Origin of the sequence: Streptomyces siamensis (assembly GCF_039543605.1) — a bacterium.
Lineage (GTDB): Bacteria > Actinomycetota > Actinomycetes > Streptomycetales > Streptomycetaceae > Streptomyces > Streptomyces siamensis.
Window position 1 is genome coordinate 1,205,716 of the sequence record NZ_BAABKB010000002.1, and the last position, 18,227, is coordinate 1,223,942.

16 protein-coding genes and 1 riboswitch are annotated in these 18,227 nt (G+C 71.8%); of the genes, 11 read left to right on the forward strand and 5 right to left on the reverse strand.

Annotated features, from left to right (window positions below):
- The first annotated feature begins 82 nt into the window (after positions 1–82).
- Positions 83–1,147 (forward strand): anthranilate phosphoribosyltransferase, encoded by a 1,065-nt coding sequence (gene trpD, locus ABEB03_RS08065; protein ID WP_345643496.1) that lies wholly within the window; start codon positions 83–85, stop codon positions 1,145–1,147.
- A 94-nt stretch (positions 1,148–1,241) separates the two neighbouring features.
- Positions 1,242–1,358: riboswitch (SAM riboswitch) on the forward strand.
- 171 nt (positions 1,359–1,529) lie between these two features.
- On the forward strand, positions 1,530–2,930 hold the full coding sequence (locus ABEB03_RS08070) for an aminotransferase class V-fold PLP-dependent enzyme (RefSeq protein WP_345643499.1): 1,401 nt from the start codon (positions 1,530–1,532) through the stop codon (positions 2,928–2,930).
- Between the two features lie 62 nt (positions 2,931–2,992).
- On the opposite strand, the gene ABEB03_RS08075 is transcribed toward ABEB03_RS08070, so the two are convergent.
- The gene (locus ABEB03_RS08075; protein ID WP_028803252.1) at positions 2,993–3,274 is read right to left on the reverse strand and encodes an Lrp/AsnC family transcriptional regulator; all 282 of its coding nucleotides are present in this window, start codon (positions 3,272–3,274) and stop codon (positions 2,993–2,995) included.
- A gap of 42 nt (positions 3,275–3,316) precedes the next feature.
- On the reverse strand, positions 3,317–4,093 hold the full coding sequence (locus tag ABEB03_RS08080; RefSeq protein WP_345643503.1) for a rhomboid family intramembrane serine protease: 777 nt from the start codon (positions 4,091–4,093) through the stop codon (positions 3,317–3,319).
- 153 nt (positions 4,094–4,246) lie between these two features.
- On the opposite strand from ABEB03_RS08080, the gene ABEB03_RS08085 reads away from it, so the two are divergent.
- The 5 genes from ABEB03_RS08085 to ABEB03_RS08105 all read left to right on the forward strand — a co-directional run bounded on the left by ABEB03_RS08085 (position 4,247) and on the right by ABEB03_RS08105 (position 9,725).
- Entirely contained in the window at positions 4,247–4,486 is a 240-nt protein-coding gene (locus ABEB03_RS08085; RefSeq protein WP_037624014.1) for a hypothetical protein, read from the forward strand.
- A gap of 32 nt (positions 4,487–4,518) precedes the next feature.
- Positions 4,519–5,868, forward strand: a complete 1,350-nt coding sequence (locus tag ABEB03_RS08090; protein ID WP_345643513.1) for an NYN domain-containing protein — start codon at positions 4,519–4,521, stop codon at positions 5,866–5,868.
- Positions 5,869–6,172: 304 nt separating this feature from the next.
- Positions 6,173–7,207, forward strand: coding sequence for a C40 family peptidase (locus tag ABEB03_RS08095; RefSeq protein ID WP_345643516.1), 1,035 nt, complete (start codon positions 6,173–6,175; stop codon positions 7,205–7,207).
- Positions 7,208–7,445: 238 nt separating this feature from the next.
- Positions 7,446–8,468 carry a C40 family peptidase gene (locus tag ABEB03_RS08100; protein WP_345643519.1) on the forward strand — a complete coding sequence of 341 codons (1,023 nt, stop codon included), beginning with the start codon at positions 7,446–7,448 and terminating at the stop codon, positions 8,466–8,468.
- 51 nt (positions 8,469–8,519) lie between these two features.
- The gene (locus tag ABEB03_RS08105; RefSeq protein ID WP_345643522.1) at positions 8,520–9,725 is read left to right on the forward strand and encodes a hypothetical protein; all 1,206 of its coding nucleotides are present in this window, start codon (positions 8,520–8,522) and stop codon (positions 9,723–9,725) included.
- Here ABEB03_RS08105 and ABEB03_RS08110 read toward each other — a convergent pair.
- Positions 9,697–10,230, reverse strand: a complete 534-nt coding sequence (locus tag ABEB03_RS08110; RefSeq protein WP_345643525.1) for a PadR family transcriptional regulator — start codon at positions 10,228–10,230, stop codon at positions 9,697–9,699. The genes ABEB03_RS08105 and ABEB03_RS08110 overlap by 29 nt on opposite strands.
- Positions 10,231–10,417: 187 nt before the next feature.
- Between ABEB03_RS08110 and ABEB03_RS08115 the strand changes: the two genes are divergently transcribed.
- Positions 10,418–11,728 (forward strand): MATE family efflux transporter, encoded by a 1,311-nt coding sequence (locus ABEB03_RS08115; protein WP_345643528.1) that lies wholly within the window; start codon positions 10,418–10,420, stop codon positions 11,726–11,728.
- Here ABEB03_RS08115 and ABEB03_RS08120 read toward each other — a convergent pair.
- Positions 11,689–12,930 (reverse strand): glycosyltransferase family 87 protein, encoded by a 1,242-nt coding sequence (locus tag ABEB03_RS08120; RefSeq protein WP_345643530.1) that lies wholly within the window; start codon positions 12,928–12,930, stop codon positions 11,689–11,691. The genes ABEB03_RS08115 and ABEB03_RS08120 overlap by 40 nt on opposite strands.
- A gap of 192 nt (positions 12,931–13,122) precedes the next feature.
- Between ABEB03_RS08120 and ABEB03_RS08125 the strand changes: the two genes are divergently transcribed.
- Positions 13,123–14,265 (forward strand): glycosyltransferase family 4 protein, encoded by a 1,143-nt coding sequence (locus ABEB03_RS08125; protein ID WP_345643532.1) that lies wholly within the window; start codon positions 13,123–13,125, stop codon positions 14,263–14,265.
- Between the two features lie 266 nt (positions 14,266–14,531).
- Here the strand turns inward: ABEB03_RS08125 and ABEB03_RS08130 are convergent, their stop codons facing one another.
- A complete protein-coding gene (locus ABEB03_RS08130) occupies positions 14,532–16,328 on the reverse strand; it encodes an AMP-dependent synthetase/ligase (protein WP_345643535.1) in 1,797 nt (598 codons plus the stop codon).
- A gap of 338 nt (positions 16,329–16,666) precedes the next feature.
- On the opposite strand from ABEB03_RS08130, the gene ABEB03_RS08135 reads away from it, so the two are divergent.
- Both ABEB03_RS08135 and ABEB03_RS08140 read left to right on the forward strand, forming a co-directional pair.
- A complete protein-coding gene (locus tag ABEB03_RS08135; protein WP_345644173.1) occupies positions 16,667–17,422 on the forward strand; it encodes a metallophosphoesterase family protein in 756 nt (251 codons plus the stop codon).
- Positions 17,423–17,546: 124 nt separating this feature from the next.
- Positions 17,547–17,990 carry an SRPBCC family protein gene (locus ABEB03_RS08140; protein ID WP_095933775.1) on the forward strand — a complete coding sequence of 148 codons (444 nt, stop codon included), beginning with the start codon at positions 17,547–17,549 and terminating at the stop codon, positions 17,988–17,990.
- The last annotated feature ends 237 nt before the right edge of the window (positions 17,991–18,227 follow it).

Sequence of the window (18,227 nt, forward strand, 5' to 3'; positions counted from 1 at the left end):
TCCGGGCTGGATAGGGTGGAGCCTGCCGGTACGTGCGTGCGTACCCGCCTTTTGTACGTGTCTACGAACCCAGGAGCGGCATATGAGTGCTGTGACCCCCGCTGGAGGCGACATCGCGGCGGGCCGTTCCTGGCCCGAGGTACTGAACGGCCTGCTCGACGGCCGCGACCAGAGCGCCGACGACACGGCGTGGGCGATGGACCGCATCATGCGCGGCGAGGCGACGGACGCGCAGATCGCGGGCTTCGCGGTGGCGCTGCGTGCCAAGGGCGAGACGGTCGAGGAGATCTCCGGACTCGTCCGGACGATGTACGAGCACGCCAACGTGATCGAGGTGCCGGGCCCGGCGGTGGACATCGTCGGGACGGGCGGCGACGGCGCGAAGACGGTGAACATCTCCACGATGTCCGCGATCGTGGTCGCCGGGACCGGGGCCAAGGTCGTCAAGCACGGCAACCGGGCCGCGTCGTCGGCCTCGGGCGCCTCGGACGTCCTGGAGAAGCTCGGCGTCAATCTGGAACTGACGCCGAAGCGGGTCGCCGAGGTGGCCGAGGAGGCCGGGATCACCCTCTGCTTCGCCGTGAAGTTCCATCCGGCGCTGCGTCACGTGGCCGCCGCGCGCGGCCAGCTGGGGATCCGGACGACGTTCAACATCCTCGGCCCGCTGACCAACCCGGCACGGGTGAAGGCCCAGGCCGTCGGTGTGGCGGACCCGCGCATGGCGCCCATCGTGGCCGGTGTCTTCGCCGAGCGGGGCAACTCCTCACTGGTCTTCCGCGGCGACGACGGACTCGACGAGCTGACCACGACGTCGACGTCGCGCGTCTGGGTCGTGCGCGACGGCAAGGTGACCGAGGAGCGCTTCGACCCGCGCGACGTCGGGATCGAGCTCGTCCCGGTGGAGGCCCTGCGCGGCGCCGACGCCTCGTACAACGCGGACGTCGCGCGACGGCTGCTGAACGGCGAGCGCGGTCCCGTGCGGGACGCGGTCCTGCTGAACTCGGCGGCGGCGCTGGTGGCGCTCTCGCCGGGCGACGCGCCGCTGACGGAGCAGATCCGTGCCGCCATGGCGCAGGCGGCCGAGTCGATCGACTCGGGGGCCGCGAAGCGGGCCCTCGACCGGTGGGTGCGGGTCAGCAACGCCTGACCGCCGCCGTCCGTACCCGATGTGACACAGGGCGCAGTCCGGATCCTGGACTGCGCCTTGCACGTCGAAGATCTTCTGGCAAGATGCTGTACCAGGTCATGAGCGACAGCCATCAGGCCCCGGCCGGCTGTCCGGCAACCCTCCGTCCGTGGCGGGGTGCCCCGGGTGAAGACCAGGCCGTAGGCAGCGAGGTCTACGGCAAGCGCGGACCCCTCGTGTCACCAGGGGTCCTGGTCGTTCGAGGGAGCCTTCTGTGAGCAAGCGAATGCGATAGGGCGTCGAGCCCCGCCTCCGCGTACCCCTTTCACCTTTTCCCGCGTCGAGCCGTACCTCCGTGTACCGGCCGCGCGGTGATTCCGCCTGCCTCTCACAGGAGCTCGCCATGTCTGTCACCACCGTTGCCGCCGACCAGTCCGTTTGTGCCCCTCTGGCCGTTCTCGGGCGAGATGTCACCGTCCCCCTCGTGACGGGCGGCGAGGTCACCTACGCCGCGCTCGACTACGCCGCCAGCGCCCCCGCCCTCCAGCGGGTGTGGGACGACGTCGCCGCGTACGCCCCGTACTACGGCAGCGTGCACCGCGGGGCCGGCTACCTCTCGCAGCTGTCCACCGACCTGTTCGAGAACGCCCGCCGGACGGTCGCCGAATTCCTCGACTGCCGCTCCGACGACCAGCTCGTCTTCACCCGCTCCACCACCGACTCGCTCAACCTGCTCGCCGCCACCCTTCCGGCCGACTGCCAGGTCTTCGTCTTCGAGACCGAGCACCACGCCTCGCTGCTGCCCTGGCGGGACGCGCGCGTCACGTACCTGAACGCCCCGCGCACCCCCGAGCAGGCGGTCGCGACGCTGGAGCGGGCGCTCGCCGACCGCGACCCTTCCCCAAGCTCTCGGCTGCGCTCGAGCAGGGGAGGCCCCTATGGCCCGGCCCTGGTCTGCGTCACCGGCGCCTCGAACGTCACCGGCGAGCTCTGGCCGGTGCGCGAACTGGCCGCCGCCGCGCACGCCCACGGCGCGCGCATCGTGCTGGACGCCGCGCAGCTGGCCCCGCACCACCCGGTGTCGGTGCGGGACCTCGATGTCGACTGGGTCGTCTTCTCCGGGCACAAGCTGTACGCGCCCTTCGGCGCCGGCGTCCTCGCGGGCCGCGCCGACTGGCTTCGGGAGGCCGACCCGTACCTGGCGGGCGGCGGCGCGAGCCGCAAGGTGTCGCGGCGCGAGGACGGCGGTGTGGACGTGGAGTGGCACGACACCGCCGCGCGGCACGAGGCCGGTTCGCCGAACGTCATCGGCGCCTACGCGATCGCGTCCGCCTGCAAGGCACTCACCGAGGCCGGCTTCGACACGCTGGTCGCCCGCGAGCGGCACCTGATCGACACGGTCCGCGCCGGTCTCGCCGGCGTACCCGAGGTACGGGTGCTCTCGCTCTTCGGCGACGACGCCGCGCGCGTCGGTGTGATCTCCTTCGTCGTCGAGGGCTGGAACAGCTCGCACTTCGCCGCGGCGCTCTCCGCCGAGTACGGCATCGGTGTCCGTGACGGCCTCTTCTGCGCCCACCCGCTGGTCAGGACCCTGCTCGGCAGCGACCCGCAGACCCAGGGGGAGTGCGGGGCCCCGGAGGCCGCGCCCGGCGAGAAGTCCCTCAACGCGATCCGCGTCAGCTTCGGCGCGGGTACCCCCGACGAGCACGTCGAGCGCTTCGTCACCGCGGTGAAGGAGCTCGTGCGGGACGGCGCGAAGTGGCGGTACCGCACGGAGGACGGCCGCTGCGTGCCCGCGGTCTGAGCGGGGTTCTCGTCAAAAGGCCGCCCGGCGACCGGGCGGCCCTTCGCACCGAGGTCACACGATCAGGAGTCGAGCCCGATCGCGAACGCCGCCTCCAGGTCGTGCTGCGAGTAGGTGCGGAACGCGACGTGCGTGTCCGTGGCCTCGACGCCCGGGATCTTGCTGATCTTGCCGGGGATGACGTCCGCCAGGTCGTCGTGGGCCTGCACCCGGACCATCGCGATCAGGTCGTACGTACCCGTGACGGAGAAGACCTCGCTGACGGAATCCAGCGCGGCGATCGACTCGGCGATCTCGGGGATCCGGTCCACGCTGGTCTTGATGAGGACGATCGCGGTGATCACGGCTGGTTCTCTCCCTCGGGGGCCGCTGCTGAGGCTCTCACCCTACTCGCGGTCCAACCTGCCCGGTCGCCGCGCCGGGGGTCCGCCGTGCGGCCGGGCCGCCGCCGGGGGCGGGGTCCCCTCGGCGGGCCCGGCGGCCGTCCGGCCGAACCGCAGCCACACGTAGCCGAAGCCCAGTGTGAAGCCCACCAGATGGGCCAGATAGGCGACCCCGGGGCCGCCGTCGTCCTGGCTCGCCGCCAGCCACTGGAGGATCACCCAGAAGGGCAGTACCACCCAGGCCGGGAAACGCAGCGGCAGGAAGAAGAGGAACGGCAGGAGACTGGTCACCCGGGCCGTGGGGAACAGGTACAGGAACGCGCCGAGCACCGCGGAGATCGCCCCGGAGGCGCCGACCAGGGACTGCTGCGACTCCGCGTTGGCCGCGGCGTAGCCGAGGAGCGCGAGATAGCCGCAGCCCACGTAGAAGAGGGCGAACTGCACATGCCCCATGCGTTCCTCGGCCATCAGCCCGAAGACGAAGAAGAAGAGCATGTTGCCCAGGAGATGGAGCCAACTGCCGTGGATGAAAAGGGCCGTGGCGGGGGTCAACGCCTCGCGCGCGGCACCGTCGAACAGATCGCCGGGGACCACGCCCCAACGCCGGAAGTAGGCCCGCTGCGCGGCGGCCAGCGCGTCCCCGGTGCCGTAGACCGGGTTGAGGCCCGACGCCGGGCCGATCACGAAGATCAGACAGCACAGGGCGATCAGCCCGTACGTCACCGGCGCCGACTGACCCCGAACTGCTCTGCCGACCGTCGTACTCCATTTGCTGATCATGGTGCAGAGCATGGCGTAACGGGACGGATGAACACAGACCGCCTCGCCGCGGTGGACGGCGGAGCGTCGGGGAGCCGCCAGGCCGTAGGGTTACGAGCCACATGCACCGGGAGACTGGCGCTGGACGGACACTAGAAGGAAGCGGACTGCCTCATGACGGTTCCCCTGCCGGACGCCAAGACGCGCTGGCGCTGCACTCTCTGCGGCAACCTCACGCGTTTCGACGTGACCCGCTCGTCGAAGGTCGTCGAGTATGTGCACCTCGACCTGGCCGGTGAGCCGAAGGTCGAGGAGCGCGAGGTGGTCAGTGAGACCATCGAGTCGGTCCGGTGCCGCTGGTGCAACGCGGTGGACCAGGTGGAACTGGTGGACAGGCCGGGCGCCGGCTCCTGAGGGAGCGGGCCCCACAGACATTGGGGTGACGGATGGTGGAGACCACAGGCGGGGAGCCGGACGACGGCGCCGCTGAGGTGCTCGACCGCCCGCTGCCCGACGGCGTGCGCCGCCGCGTCGTGCAGATCGTCTCCGACGGCTTCGGCGGGCTGACCGTCGGTGAACTGCCCGCCCAGTTGCGGCAGTATGCGCGGTTCGCCCCCAATCGGCGGGCCAAGTTCGCCGGGAACGCCATGGCGGCGGCCCTGGAGACGGACACGCTGTTCAGACAGCGCATCGCCGAGAAGCTGAGAGAGGCGCAGCCGGAGATCGCCGGTGCCCTCGACTCGGGCGCGCCGCCCCCGGCCGCGGATCCGCTGGACGTGGCGGCCGCGGCCTATGTGCTGCGCCCCACGGGCTGGGTGAAGCTGGTGACCGCCGCCGGCGAGGAGGCCCTGCGGGCGGACGCCGAGCGCGCCGACGAGGAGACCCGGGCCGAGCTGGAGCGGCTGCGGGCGGAGCTCGCCGAGGCCCGCGGTCAGACCAGGGCCGAGACGGAACGGCTGCGCGCGGAGGTGGAGTCGGCGAAGAAGGAAGCGGAATCGCTTCATCGCAAGCTGCGCGGGGCCCTCAGTGACGTCAAGCGCGGCGAGGCGGCCCTGCGCAAGCTCCAGGGCGAGATGGACGGCGTACGGGCGGAGGCGCAGGCCCAGGTGTCCGCCTCCGACAGCGAGGCCCGGCGACTCAAGGCGCGCCTCGGCGAGGTCGAGGCCAATCTGGAGGCGACACGGCGGGCGGCGCGTGAGGGCCGCAGCGTCGAGGACATGCGGGTGCGCCTGCTCCTCGACACGGTGCTGGACGCCGCCCAGGGGCTGCGGCGCGAACTCGCCCTGCCGCCCGTGTCGGTGCGGCCGGCGGAGACCGTCGACGCGGTCGAACCGGGACGAATGACACCAAAGGACATCGCCGCTCGCGCGCTGTCCGAGAACGACCCCGCGATCCTCGACCAGCTGCTCGCGCTGCCGCAGGCGCATTTGGTCGTCGACGGCTACAACGTCACCAAGACGGGCTATCCGCAGATGCCGCTGGAGAAGCAGCGGCTGCGGCTCCTCGGGCAGCTCTCGCAGCTCGCCGCGCAGACCGGCTCCGAGGTGACCTGTGTCTTCGACGGGGCCGAACTGGCCGCGCCGGTGCTGCTCGCGCCGCCGCGCGGGGTACGGGTGCTGTTCTCCAAGCCCGGTGTCACCGCCGACGAGTTGATCCGTCAGCTGGTCCGTGCGGAGCCTCCGGGGCGGCCGGTCATCGTGGTCTCGACCGACCGCGAGGTGGCCGACGGCATCGCGAAGGCGGGTGCCCGGCCGGTGGCCTCCGCGGTGCTCCTCAAGCGTCTTTCGCGCGGCTGACCATCTGCGGCCTAAGACTCATAGGCCACGTACGCCCCATGTGTAACGTCCGGGCATGATGCCCGAATTGGCGTGACCTTCACGCAACGTAGTGTCAGAGCCGCATCACTGCATGTGAGTTGTCGGCAAAGAATGCGCTCGGTGACCGAGATTTTTCCTATGAGGATTTGAACTGATCACGGGGAGGTCACTAGGGTCAGGCCTCGAACCTCCGCTCGGGTGATCACTCATCGGGAGTGACGGTGGAGGGGCACCGCCCGTCGCGCATTCGGCAGGCGGCTGGAGGAAGAAGGAGCTCGCCTTCGTGGCGTCCCACCGTCGACCCAAGCAGCCGAGCCGCACCCGTGTGACCGTGCTCACCACCGCCGCCGCCGCTGCCGTGGCCCTCAGCGCCAACGCCGCCAACGCCGCGCCGAGCGAGAAGCCGAGCAAGGACGAGGTCAAGTCGAAGGTCGACAAGCTCTACGAGGAGGCCGAGAAGGCCACCGAGAAGCTGAACGGCGCGAAGGAGAAGCAGGAGAAGCTGCAGAAGCAGATCAGCTCCCTGCAGGACAACGTCGCCCGCGGCCAGGAGGAGCTCAACGAGCTGCGCGACGGCCTCGGCTCGATGGCCAGCGCCCAGTACCGGACCGGCGGCATCGACCCCTCCGTGGCGCTCTTCCTCTCCTCCGACCCGGACGACTACCTCGACAAGGCGTCCGCGATGGACCAGCTGAGCGCTCAGCAGGTCGAGGCGCTCAAGAAGGTCCAGGAGAAGCAGCGTTCGCTCGCCCAGCAGCGTTCCGAGGCCTCCGAGAAGCTCAAGGACCTCGCCGACACCCGGACGGAGCTGGCCAAGAAGAAGAAGGAAGTCCAGGGCAAGCTCGGTGAGGCGCAGAAGCTCCTCAACACCCTGACGGCCAAGGAGAAGGCGGCTCTCGACGCCGAGCAGGCCCGCGCCAGCCGCGCCAGCGAGCGCAGCGCCCTGGGCGGCTCCAGCACCCCCGCCTCCGGCCGTGCCGGTGCCGCGTTCAGCGCGGCCCAGAGCAAGATCGGCTCGCCGTACGTCTACGGCGCCTCCGGCCCCAGCTCCTTCGACTGCTCCGGCCTCACCTCCTGGGCCTACGCCCAGGCCGGTGTCTCCATCCCGCGCACCTCCCAGGCGCAGGCCAACGCGGGCACGCGCATCTACTCGCAGAGCGACCTCCAGGTCGGTGACCTGGTCATCTTCTACGGCGACATGCACCACGTCGGCCTGTACGCGGGCAACGGCCAGGTGCTGCACGCCCCGCGCACCGGCACGGTCGTGCGCTACGAGTCGATCGGCAACATGCCCTTCCAGTTCGGCGTCCGCATCTGACGCACGCCTCCTGACGAGCCCTCGCCGAAGCATCGGCGGGGGCTCTTCTCACTCCGCCCAAACGGGCGAATTACGGTACCGCCCGCTGACCCCGCGACCCGTCCGTGACCTGCGTCTGAGGCGGGGCGTCACTTTGTGTGCCCGCAGAGACCTTTGGCCGTCGCGTAGTCGCACGGCTACTGTCTGGCGCGTTTCCCCCAATCCGGGGGACCGTCAGCGGAAGGGAGAGCGGCCACCCGTGGGGTTCCATCGCCGCCTTGCACCGTCCGGCTTCGACCGGGGCGTCGGCGCCTTCGGTCTCGCCGCCTGCGTGATGTCCGCGGCGGCCGCCGCACTCGGCGCCCTGCCCGCCTCCGCGGCACCGCAGGACGACACCCGGGCCGAGGTGGACCGCCTGTACACGCAGGCGGAGAAGGCCACCGAGGCGTACAACAAGGCCGACGAGCGGGCCGACTCCCTGCGCGAGCAGGTCGGCACGGCACAGGACGAGATCGCCCGGCAGCAGGAGCGCATCAACACCATGCGGGACGCGCTCGGTTCGCTCGCGGGCGCCCAGTACCGCTCCGGCGGCCTCGACCCCTCCCTGGCGCTGCTGTTCTCCGACGACCCGGCCGAGTACATCGACAAGGCCGCCGCGCTCGACCGGATCAGCTCCCACCAGGCCGGCGAGCTCAGGGATCTCCAGTTCGCCATGCGGGAACTCGCGCAGAAGCGCGAGGAGGCCACCGGCAAGCTCGCCGAACTGGAGAAGAGCCGCAAGGCCGTCGCGCGGCACAAACGGACCGTGGAGCGAAAGCTCGCCGAGGCGCGACAGCTGCTCAACTCGCTGCCCTACGCCGAACGCGCCGCCTACGACCGGGCGTCCCGCTCCGGCCGCTCGGACCTGCCCGACCTCGGAGACGCCGTCCCGTCCTCGGCCCGCGCGGCCGCCGCGGTCGCCGCGGCCCGCTCCGTGCTCGGCCGCCCCTACGTCTGGGGCGCCAACGGGCCGGGCGGCTTCGACTGTTCGGGCCTCATGCAGTGGTCGTACGCGCAGGCCGGGGTCGGGCTGCCGCGCACCTCGCAGGCCCAGCGATACGCGGGCCGGCAGGTGCCGCTCTCCCAGGCGCAGCCCGGCGACCTCATCGCCTACCGCTCCGACGCCAGCCACATCGCGATGTACATGGGCAACGGCCAGGTGATCCACGCCCCGTACCCCGGTGCCCCGGTGCGGTACGACCCGGTGGGCATGATGCCGGTCTCGTCGGTCACCAGGGTCTGACCGCGGCCCGACCGGAGCCCGAAGCGCCCGGGCCGCCGTACGATCGGGAACGTGGCTGGTCGAAGGCGTGCGTCGAGAGCGGGACTCTCCCTGGTGCTGCTGCTCGCCGTGCTCGTCGGCTGCGGCGGCCGGGCGTCCTCGGACACCGTGTCGGCCGAGGTGCAACGGGTCCTCGACCTGCGGGCGGCCGCGGTGCTCGCCCGGGACGAGCCGGCGTACCGGGCGACCGGGCGGCCGGCCGGCGCCGATCCGGACTTCGCGAACCTGCGCGCCGTCCCGCTGGAGTCCTGGGCGTACCGCGTGACCGACGTCCACCGCACCGGCGACCGGGCCACGGCCGACGCCCAGTTGCGCTACCGCATCAAGGGGTACGACGCCGCGCCCGTCACCGTCGGCCGCACCCTGCGCCTGGTCCGTGCCGGCGGGACCTGGTACGTCGCGTCCGACGAGCCCGCGAAGAAGGCCAGCGAACAGCTGTGGGAGCAGGGGCGGGTGACGGTCGTGCGCGGCGAGCGCAGTCTGGCGCTGGGGGTGGGGCAGTCCGCCGAGCGGCTGCGCGACTACGCCGGGCTGGCGGACCGCGCGGTGCCCGCCGCGTCCGGGGCGTGGGGCACGGACTGGTCGCGGCACGTCGTCGTGCTCGTGCCGAAGTCGCTGGAGGGCATGGCCGGGCTGCTCGGCGCCCCGGCGTCCGGGTACCGGGGGATCGCGGCGGTCACCACGGGTGAGGCGGGCGGGTCGGGAAAGGCACCTGCGGACCGGATCATCGTCAATCCCGACGCGTTCGGCGTCCTCGGCGACTTCGGCAAGCAGGTCGTGCTCACCCACGAGACGACCCATGTCGCCACCCGTGCCCACACCTCGGCCGCCACGCCCCTGTGGCTCTCCGAGGGGTACGCGGACTGGGTCGGCTACCGCGGCAGCGGGCGGACGGCCCCGCAGGTCGCGCCGGAGCTGGAGCGTGCCGTGCGGGACGGGAGCCTGCCGGTCGCGCTTCCCGTGGACGGGGACTTCGGGTTCAGCGGGGACGCGGCGCGGCTGGCACGGGCGTACGAGGGCGGCTGGCTGGCCTGCCGGCTGATCGCGGACCGGTGGGGCGAGGTCCGCCTGAACGACTTCTACCGCGCCGTCGGCGACCACGAGAAGCGCGCCGGGGCGGTCGAGGGCGCGCTGCGGGACATACTGCACACGACGCCGGAGCGCTTCACCGCGCAGTGGCGGGACTACCTCAGGGCGCAGCTGCTTCCAGCCGGGTGATCGCCTCGGTCAGCCATGCCCGCTCCGCCTCGCCCGTCGCACGGGCCACCCGCAGCATGCCCTCCCGGAACAGGTCGCCGCTGTCCTCGGCCCGCACGGGCTCACCGTCGCGGTAGAAGAAGCTCGCCGGTGTCCTCAGGAAGTCCAGCCTGCGGCGCAGCACCGCGGCCTGCTCCTGACGGTCGGGCAGGTGGCGCAGGAAGGCCAGCAGGGTGTTGAACCGCACCTGGTCGGTGATCTCCGCCTGCTTGGGGTGGCGCAGCCGCTCCAGCAGATCCTCGCGCCCCCGGTCGGTGAGGGAGAGGATCCGGCGGGGGGCCGCGCTGCTGCCGGGAGCCGTGCGCTGGTCCAGCTTGCCCGCGTCGACCAGGCGGGTGATCGCGGGATAGAGGGCCCCGTCGCTGACCGGGCGGACATGGCCGCTGAGCGCCTTGATGCGCTCCTTCAACTCATAGCCGTGCAGCGGCTCTTCGGACAGGAAACCGAGGATCGACAGCTCCAGCATGAGGCGGCTCCGTGGTTGCGGGTCTCTTGATGTGATGGTACCTCTTATCGAGCTACCTCGAAACGAGGTAGCTCTGATCGAGGCGCCGTGGCGGTCCGCACCCGCCGGGCGCCCGTACCGAGGCAGGTCCGCCGGGCCGCCCGCACCGAGGGAGGTCCGCCGGGCCGCCCGCACCGAGGGAGCTCCTGTGAACGCGCACCGCAAGCAGCTCATCGCGCTCGCCCACCCCGTCTACCTCTCCCTGCTCGCCTCCGTCGCCGCCGGGGTCATCAACACCCTCTGGGTCTCCCGGCTCGGCGGCGCCGCCGTGGCGGCCGTCGCCGTCGCCACCAACACCGAGAACGTGCTGCTCGGCGTCGCCCTCGTCTTCGCGTCCGGCACCACCGTGCTGGTCTCGCACGCCCGCGGGGCCCGGGACCCGGGCGAGGTCCGCGCGGCCGTACGCGGGGGATGGGCACTGTGCGCCGTGGTCACACCCACGGTCGTCGCCGGCGGCCTGCTGCTGCGGGAACCGCTGGCCCGGCTGGTGCTCGGCGGCGACGGGAAGGCCACGGTGCTCGCCGTGCAGTACTTCGCGATCTCCCTGCCGGGCATCGCGGTCTTCTTCGCCCAGAACCTCGTCGACGGCATCCTGAAGGGCACCGGCGACACCCGCACCCCGATGCGTCTGGCCCTGCTGGCCAACGGCCTGATCCTCTGCCTCGACCCGCTCCTCATCCACGCGTACGGCGTCCCCGGCGCCGCCGCCTCGACCGTGCTCTGCCGCTGCGTGGCCCTGGCGGCCGGGCTGCGCGCCCTGCGCCGGAACGCCCTGCTCCGCGAGGCCGCCCCGACCCCGCCCGCACGGTCGACCGCCGCCGCCCTGCGCCGCACCCTGCGGACCGGGCTGCCGATGTCCGCCGACTTCACCGTGCGGCAGGGCGGCGCGCTCGTCCTGGTCGCGATCGTGGCCCGGCTCGGGGTGACGGCCGTCGCCGCGTACTCCATCGCCTACAAGGTCATGTACGTCGCCACCATGGCGTTCTACGCGGTCCGGCAGGCCGCCTCGATCCACACCGCGCACACCCGCGGCGCGGGGCGCGACGAGCGGGGCGCCATCGGGCGGCAGGCCGTGCTCGTCTCCGGCGCGGCCGGCCTGTTCGCCGCGTGTCTGCTCGGCGCGCTGGCGCCGTGGATCATGCGGGCCTTCGGCGCCGGTCCCGACGTCGCGCACGACGGCGTGCTGTTCCTGCGCTGCGTCGGTCCCTACCTGCTGCTGATGGCCTGCTGCATCGCGCTCGGCGGGGTCTTCGAGGGGAGCGGGGGAGCGCCGGTCCTGCTGCGCGTCACCCTGCTCGGCACCGCGGTCCAACTACCGGTCGCGTACGTCCTGTCGGGGCTCGGACTGCCCGGCATCTGCCTCGCCCTCGCCCTGTCCATGACGGTGCAGTGCGCGGCGCTGGGCGTCTGGGCCCGGCGTCAGGAGGACGCCAGGCTCTCCTGGGTGCGGGCCGCCTGAGGGGGCACCCTCGGCGCGGGGTCGGACACCGTGCTCCGCCACAGCTCCAGGGCGGCCAGCACGGTGGCGATCACCAGCAGGCCGTTACGAGCGAAGAGGAGGCTCACGCCCAGCAGATCGCTGCCCACGACGTGCGAGAACCAGACCGGGAACTCCAGGACGGTCACGAAGCACGCGGCGAGCACCAGGACGACCGGCAGGGTCATCCCGCTGCGACGGAAGCACAGACAGACCGCCGCGAGCCCGACCAGCCACACCATGTACTGAGGGCTGATCACCCGGCTGGTGGTCGTGAACATCAGCACCGCCACGAACGCGGCGTCCGCGAGCGTGTGCGGCAGGAACCGCCTGACCCGCAGCCGCCACAGCAGCAGCCAGCCGAAGGCGAGCCCGGTGAGGACCAGGGCCGCCGTGCTCACCACGTCGACGTACGGGCCGAGGAACTCCACCGAGCCGTAGTTGAGCAGCACCTGACCGTCCCAGCCGTGCCCGCGCGCCACGTGGAAGACCAGGGAGCCGAGCGACTCCACCTCGGTGCCGCGGTCGCGCTGGAACGTCAGGAAGGAGAACGCGCCCGGCATCGCCAGGCCGAACACGGCCGCGATCACCGCGGCCGTCACCACGGCCGCTACCCAGGCCCGGCGCCGGACGGCTCCCACCAGCAGCAGCACCGGCCACACTTTCACCAGAGCGCCGAAGCCGGTGAGCATCCCCATGATGCGGGGATGGCGCGCACCGGCGAGCAGCGCGGCGACCGCGACGGCCGTCACCATCACGTCGTAGCGGGCGTACACGGTCGGACCGAGCAGCGGCACCCCGACCGCCCACACCCAGGCCCCGCGCAGGCTCTTGCCGGGGCGCAGGCCCGCGTAGAAGAGCAGGGCGAACACGACCAGGTCGGCGACGCAGGCCAGCACGAAGAACGCCTGCGCGTAACCCAGGGTGGGCAGCAGCGCGGGGGAGAGGATCGCGAGCGCGGCGGCCGGCGGGTACTGCCAGGTGACGTCGTCCAGCGGGAAGGTGCCGTCACGCAGGACCTCGTACCAGCCCTGGTAGATCACGAAGACGTCGCTCGTGACGTCGGGGCCGGGGAAGACGTACACCTTGAACACGAACAGGAGCAGCAGCACTCTGGTCACGGTCCAGGTCCCGAGCAGCGCGAGCGGTCCGTACGGGAACCACGCCCCCCTAGTGCCCGTCATGCCCACCTGGTCCTTGTCCGTCCGGAACGAATGTGCTGTGCTGCCGTGGTCCCGCACGGCCCGCGGTCGCGTCGTCGCGGAGCCCGCTGCGTGCCGCGTGCGCCGTGGTCATGATGTCGCGCCGCCCTGTGCGCGAGCCGTCAAGCGCGGCCGTGCGGAGCTGTGAGTATAGGTTCGATAGTGTCGAACACGATGCACAAGACCTTGATCGTGACGAACGACTTCCCGCCCAGGCCGGGCGGCATCCAGGCGTTCCTGCACAACATGGCGCTGCGCCTGGACCCCGAGCGGCTCGTCGTCTACGCCTCCACCTGGAAGCGCGGCCGCGAGGGCGCCGAGGCCACCGCCGCCTTCGACGCGGAGCAGCCCTTCACCGTCGTGCGCGACCGCACGACGATGCTGCTGCCCACGCCGGGGGCCACCCGGCGGGCCGTCGGACTGCTGCGCGAGCACGGCTGCACCTCGGTGTGGTTCGGGGCGGCGGCACCGCTCGGCCTGATGGCGCCGGCGCTGCGCCGGGCCGGCGCACAGCGGATCGTGGCCACCACCCACGGCCACGAGGCCGGCTGGGCGCAGCTGCCCGCGGCCCGCGGACTCCTGCGCCGCATCGGCGAGTCCACCGACACGATCACCTACCTCGGTGAGTACACCCGCTCCCGGATCGCCTCCGCGCTGACTCCCGAGGCCGCCGCGCGCATGGTCCAATTGCCGCCCGGCGTGGACGAGAAGACCTTCCACCCCTCCTCGGGCGGTGACGTGGTCCGCGCCCGGCTGGGCCTGACCGACCGCCCCGTCGTCGTGTGCGTCTCGCGTCTCGTGCCGCGCAAGGGCCAGGACACCCTGATCCTCGCGATGCCGCGCATCCTCGCCAAGGAGCCGGACGCGGTGCTCCTGATCGTCGGTGGCGGACCCTACGAGCGGGACCTGCGCAGACTCGCGTACGACACCGGTGTCGGCGAGGCGGTCCGGTTCACCGGGGCGGTGCCCTGGTCGGAACTGCCCGCGCACTACGGTGCCGGGGATGTCTTCGCGATGCCCTGCCGTACGCGGCGCGGGGGCCTCGACGTCGAGGGGCTCGGCATCGTGTACCTGGAGGCGTCCGCGACCGGGCTGCCCGTCGTCGCCGGCGACTCCGGCGGGGCGCCGGACGCGGTGCTCGACGGTGAGACCGGGTGGGTCGTCCGGGGCGGTTCGCCGTCCGAGACGGCCGACCGTATCGTCACCCTGCTCGGGGACTCCGAGCTCCGGCGCCGCATGGGTGAGCGGGGCCGGGCCTGGGTCGAGGAGAAGTGGCGCTGGGACCTGCTGGCCGAGCACCTGCGTGAGCTGCTGTAGCGGTCACTCGCCCCCTCCGCCCCTGCCCGTCCCTTGCCCCTGGGGGCTGCCGCCCCCGGACCCCCGCTTCGGCCTGGACGGCCTCGTCCTCAATCGCCGGACGGGCTGAGATCGGTCCTCCGGCGTTCGAGGAGCGGGGTCCGGGGCGGAGCGCCGGGGGTGGGACTCTCCGGCCGCGGGGCGGCGGAGGTGCAGCGCCGGGGAGCGGCAAAGCGGAGGGCGCGGGTCCTCGGTGAGGATCCGCGCCCTGAAGGTCTCCGACGGGCTCAGCCCCGGTAGATCGCCTCGATCTCGTCCGCGTAGTCCTTCGCCACCACATTGCGCTTGAGCTTCAGCGACGGCGTCAGGTGCCCCGACTCCTCGCTGAACTGCGACGCGAGGAGGCGGAACTTGCGCACCGACTCCGCCTTGGACACGGCGGCGTTGCCGTCGTCGACGGCGTCCTGGATCGCCGCGAGGAGATCCGCGTCCTCGCGCAGCGACGCCGCGGTCGAACCGGCCGGCTTGCCGTGCTCGTCGGCCCAGCGGCCCAGGAACTCCTCGTCGACGGTGACCAGCGCGCCGACGAACGGACGCCCGTCGCCGACGACCATGCACTCCGCGACGAGCGCGTGCGCACGGATGCGGTCCTCGATCACGGCCGGGGCGACGTTCTTGCCGCCCGCGGTGACGATGATCTCCTTCTTGCGGCCGGTGATGCGGAGGTAGCCGTCCTCGTCGAGGGTGCCGATGTCACCGGTGTGGAACCAGCCGTCGGCCAGCGCCTCGGCGGTCGCGGCCTCGTTGTTCCAGTAGCCCTTGAACAGGTGCTCGCCGTGCAGCAGCACCTCGCCGTCGTCGGCGATCCGGACGACCGAGCCCGGCAGCGGCTGGCCCACCGTGCCGATCTTCGTCCGGTCCCAGGGGTTGAACGCGGTCGCCGCGCAGGACTCGGTCAGGCCGTAGCCCTCCAGCACCGTGAAGCCGATGCCGCGGAAGAAGTGGCCGAGGCGCTCGCCCAGCGGCGCACCGCCCGAGATGGCGTACTCGCCGCGGCCGCCGAGCACCGCGCGCAGCTTGCTGTAGACCAGCTTGTCGAAGGTCTTGTGCTTGATCCGCAGGCCGAGGGAGGGTCCCGAAGGGGTGTCCAGGGCGCGGCTGTACGCGATCGCGGTGTCCGCCGCCTTGTCGAAGATCTTGCCCTTGCCGTCGGCCTGGGCCTTGGCGCGCGCCGAGTTGTAGACCTTCTCGAAGACGCGCGGCACACCGAGGATGAGCGTCGGCCGGAACGCGGCGAGCTCGTCGGTGAGGTTCTTGATGTCGGGGACGCAGCCGAGCTTGATCGGCGCCATCATCGGCGCGACCTGCACGAGCCGGCCGAAGACGTGCGCCAGCGGGAGGAACAGCAGGACGGAGCACTCGCCCGTGCGGAACAGGGGGCGCAGGCGCTCGACGATGTTGCCGCACTCCGCGAAGAACGCCCGGTGGGTGAGCACACAGCCCTTGGGGCGGCCGGTGGTCCCGCTCGTGTAGACGATGGTCGCCGGGTCGTCGGCCTTGGCGAGGGAGCTGCGCTCCTCGACGGTCGCGTCGCTGACGTCCTTGCCGAGCAGGCCCAGTTCCTCGATGCCGCCGGCCTCGATCTGCCAGACGTGCTTGAGGGCGGGCAGCCGGTCGCGCACCGAGTCCACCGCGGCGGCGTGCGCGTCCAGTTCGACGATGCAGGCGGTCGCGCCCGAGTCGCCGAGGATCCACTGGACCTGCTCGGCGGAGCTGGTCTCGTACACGGGCACGGTGATCGCGCCGGCGCTCCAGATCGCGAAGTCGAGCAGCGTCCACTCGTAGCGGGTGCGGGACATCAGGCCCACCCGGTCGCCGGGCTGCACGCCCGAGGCGATCAGACCCTTGGCCGCGGCGTGCACCTCGGCGAGGAAGGTGGTGGCGGTGACATCCGTCCAGGTGCCGCCGACCTTGCGGGCGATGACGGCCACGTCGGGATGCTGCGCGGCGTTTCTGCGGACGATGTCGGTGAGATTTCCGTCCGCAGGGACCTCGTACAAAGCCGGAAGGCTGAACTCGCGCAAGACTGCTGCTCCTCATAGGGCGCCGACGCCACGACTCTGTGTGATGCGACGGTGCGGTCCAAGGCTCGGGCAGGCACTCAGGTGATCACTTGTTGAAAACCTGAGTACGACTGGACTGCCCGGACGTTACCCGCCGGTATGGCGTCTTCGACAGGGGGTCCCGGCGAGATGTTCTGTGCGTCACACGTGTTGGCGTTCCTTCGCGCACAGTAGTCCACGCAATTCCTGACTAGCCAGTAACCGCAGGTCCGACCGCCTCTATTCACGTTTGCCCCACACGCCTACGCTTGATCGTCATGGCACCCACACCGGTCGGCAACGCGAGGACGCGCATTCATGTGGTCAGTGACGTGCACGGCAACGCCCGTGACCTGGCCAGGGCCGGGGACGGCGCGGACGCCCTGATCTGCCTCGGTGACCTGGTGCTCTTCCTCGACTACGCCGACCACTCGCGCGGCATCTTCCCGGACCTGTTCGGTGTGGAGAACGCGGACCGCATCGTCGAGCTGCGTACCGCCCGCCGCTTCGAGGAGGCGCGCGCGTTCGGTGCCCGTCTGTGGTCGGGCGTCGGCGCGGACCGGGCCGCCGCCATCGAGAAGGCGGTGCGCAAGCAGTACGCCGAGATGTTCGCCGTGTTCCCGACGCCGACGTACGCGACCTACGGCAATGTCGACATGCCGACCCTGTGGCCGGAGTACGCCGGTCCCGGTACGCGGGTCCTCGACGGTGAACGCGTGGAGATCGGCGGCCGGGTCTTCGGATTCGTCGGCGGCGGACTGCGGACGCCGATGCGGACGCCCTACGAGATCAGCGACGAGGAGTACGCGGCCAAGGTCGAGGCGATCGGCGAGGTCGACGTGCTGTGTTCGCACATCCCGCCGGAGGTGCCGGAGTTGGTGTACGACACGGTGGCGCGCCGCTTCGAGCGCGGCTCCCGCGCCCTCCTGGACGCGATACGGCGCACCCGCCCGCGCTACGCCCTGTTCGGCCACGTCCACCAGCCGCTCGCCCCCCGTATGCGGGTCGGGGCGACGGAATGCGTCAATGTGGGCCACTTCGCGGCCACGGGCACGCCCTGGGCGCTGGAGTGGTGAGGCGCCGGGGCCGGTGAACCCCAGGTGGGGTGACAGCGTCCGCGGCTGTGCGCGGTAGCCTTCACGCTGCACACACGTGCGCCCCACCCTCCCTCACCGGACCGCATCTGGAGGAGCCACCGCGATGGCGGAACACACCAGTTCGAGCATCACGATCGAGGCGGCACCGGCTGACGTCATGGCGGTGATCGCCGACTTCGCCCGCTACCCGGACTGGACGGGTGAGGTGAAGGAGGCCGAGGTGCTCGCCACCGACGACCAGGGCCGCGCCGAGCAGGTGCGCCTCGTCATGGACGCCGGCGCCATCAAGGACGACCAGACCCTCGGCTACACCTGGACCGGCGACCACGAGGTCTCCTGGACCCTGGTCAAGTCCCAGATGCTGCGCTCGCTCGACGGCTCGTACCTCCTCAAGCCCGCGGGCACGGGTGCCACCCAGGTCACCTACCAGCTGACCGTCGACGTCAAGATCCCCATGCTCGGCATGATCAAGCGCAAGGCCGAGAAGGTCATCATCGACCGCGCGCTGGCGGGCCTGAAGAAGCGTGTGGAGTCGGGCGAGGTCTGACTGCCGGCACCGGCGCGCACCTACGGCGACCCCGGCGCCCCGGGAGCGGAGCGGGGTGCGCCCCGCGGTCTCCGGCAGCGGCGCGGCGCCCCCGGCGTCCCGGAGACCGGGCCCGGTGACTCCGGCGGTCTCTCCCAGGAGGGTGCCGTCCGCGGTGGCGCGGGGACCTTGTCCGGTGACTCCGGTGGTCTCCGTCAGGATCGCGACGTCCGCGGTGGCGCGGGGACCTTGTCCGGT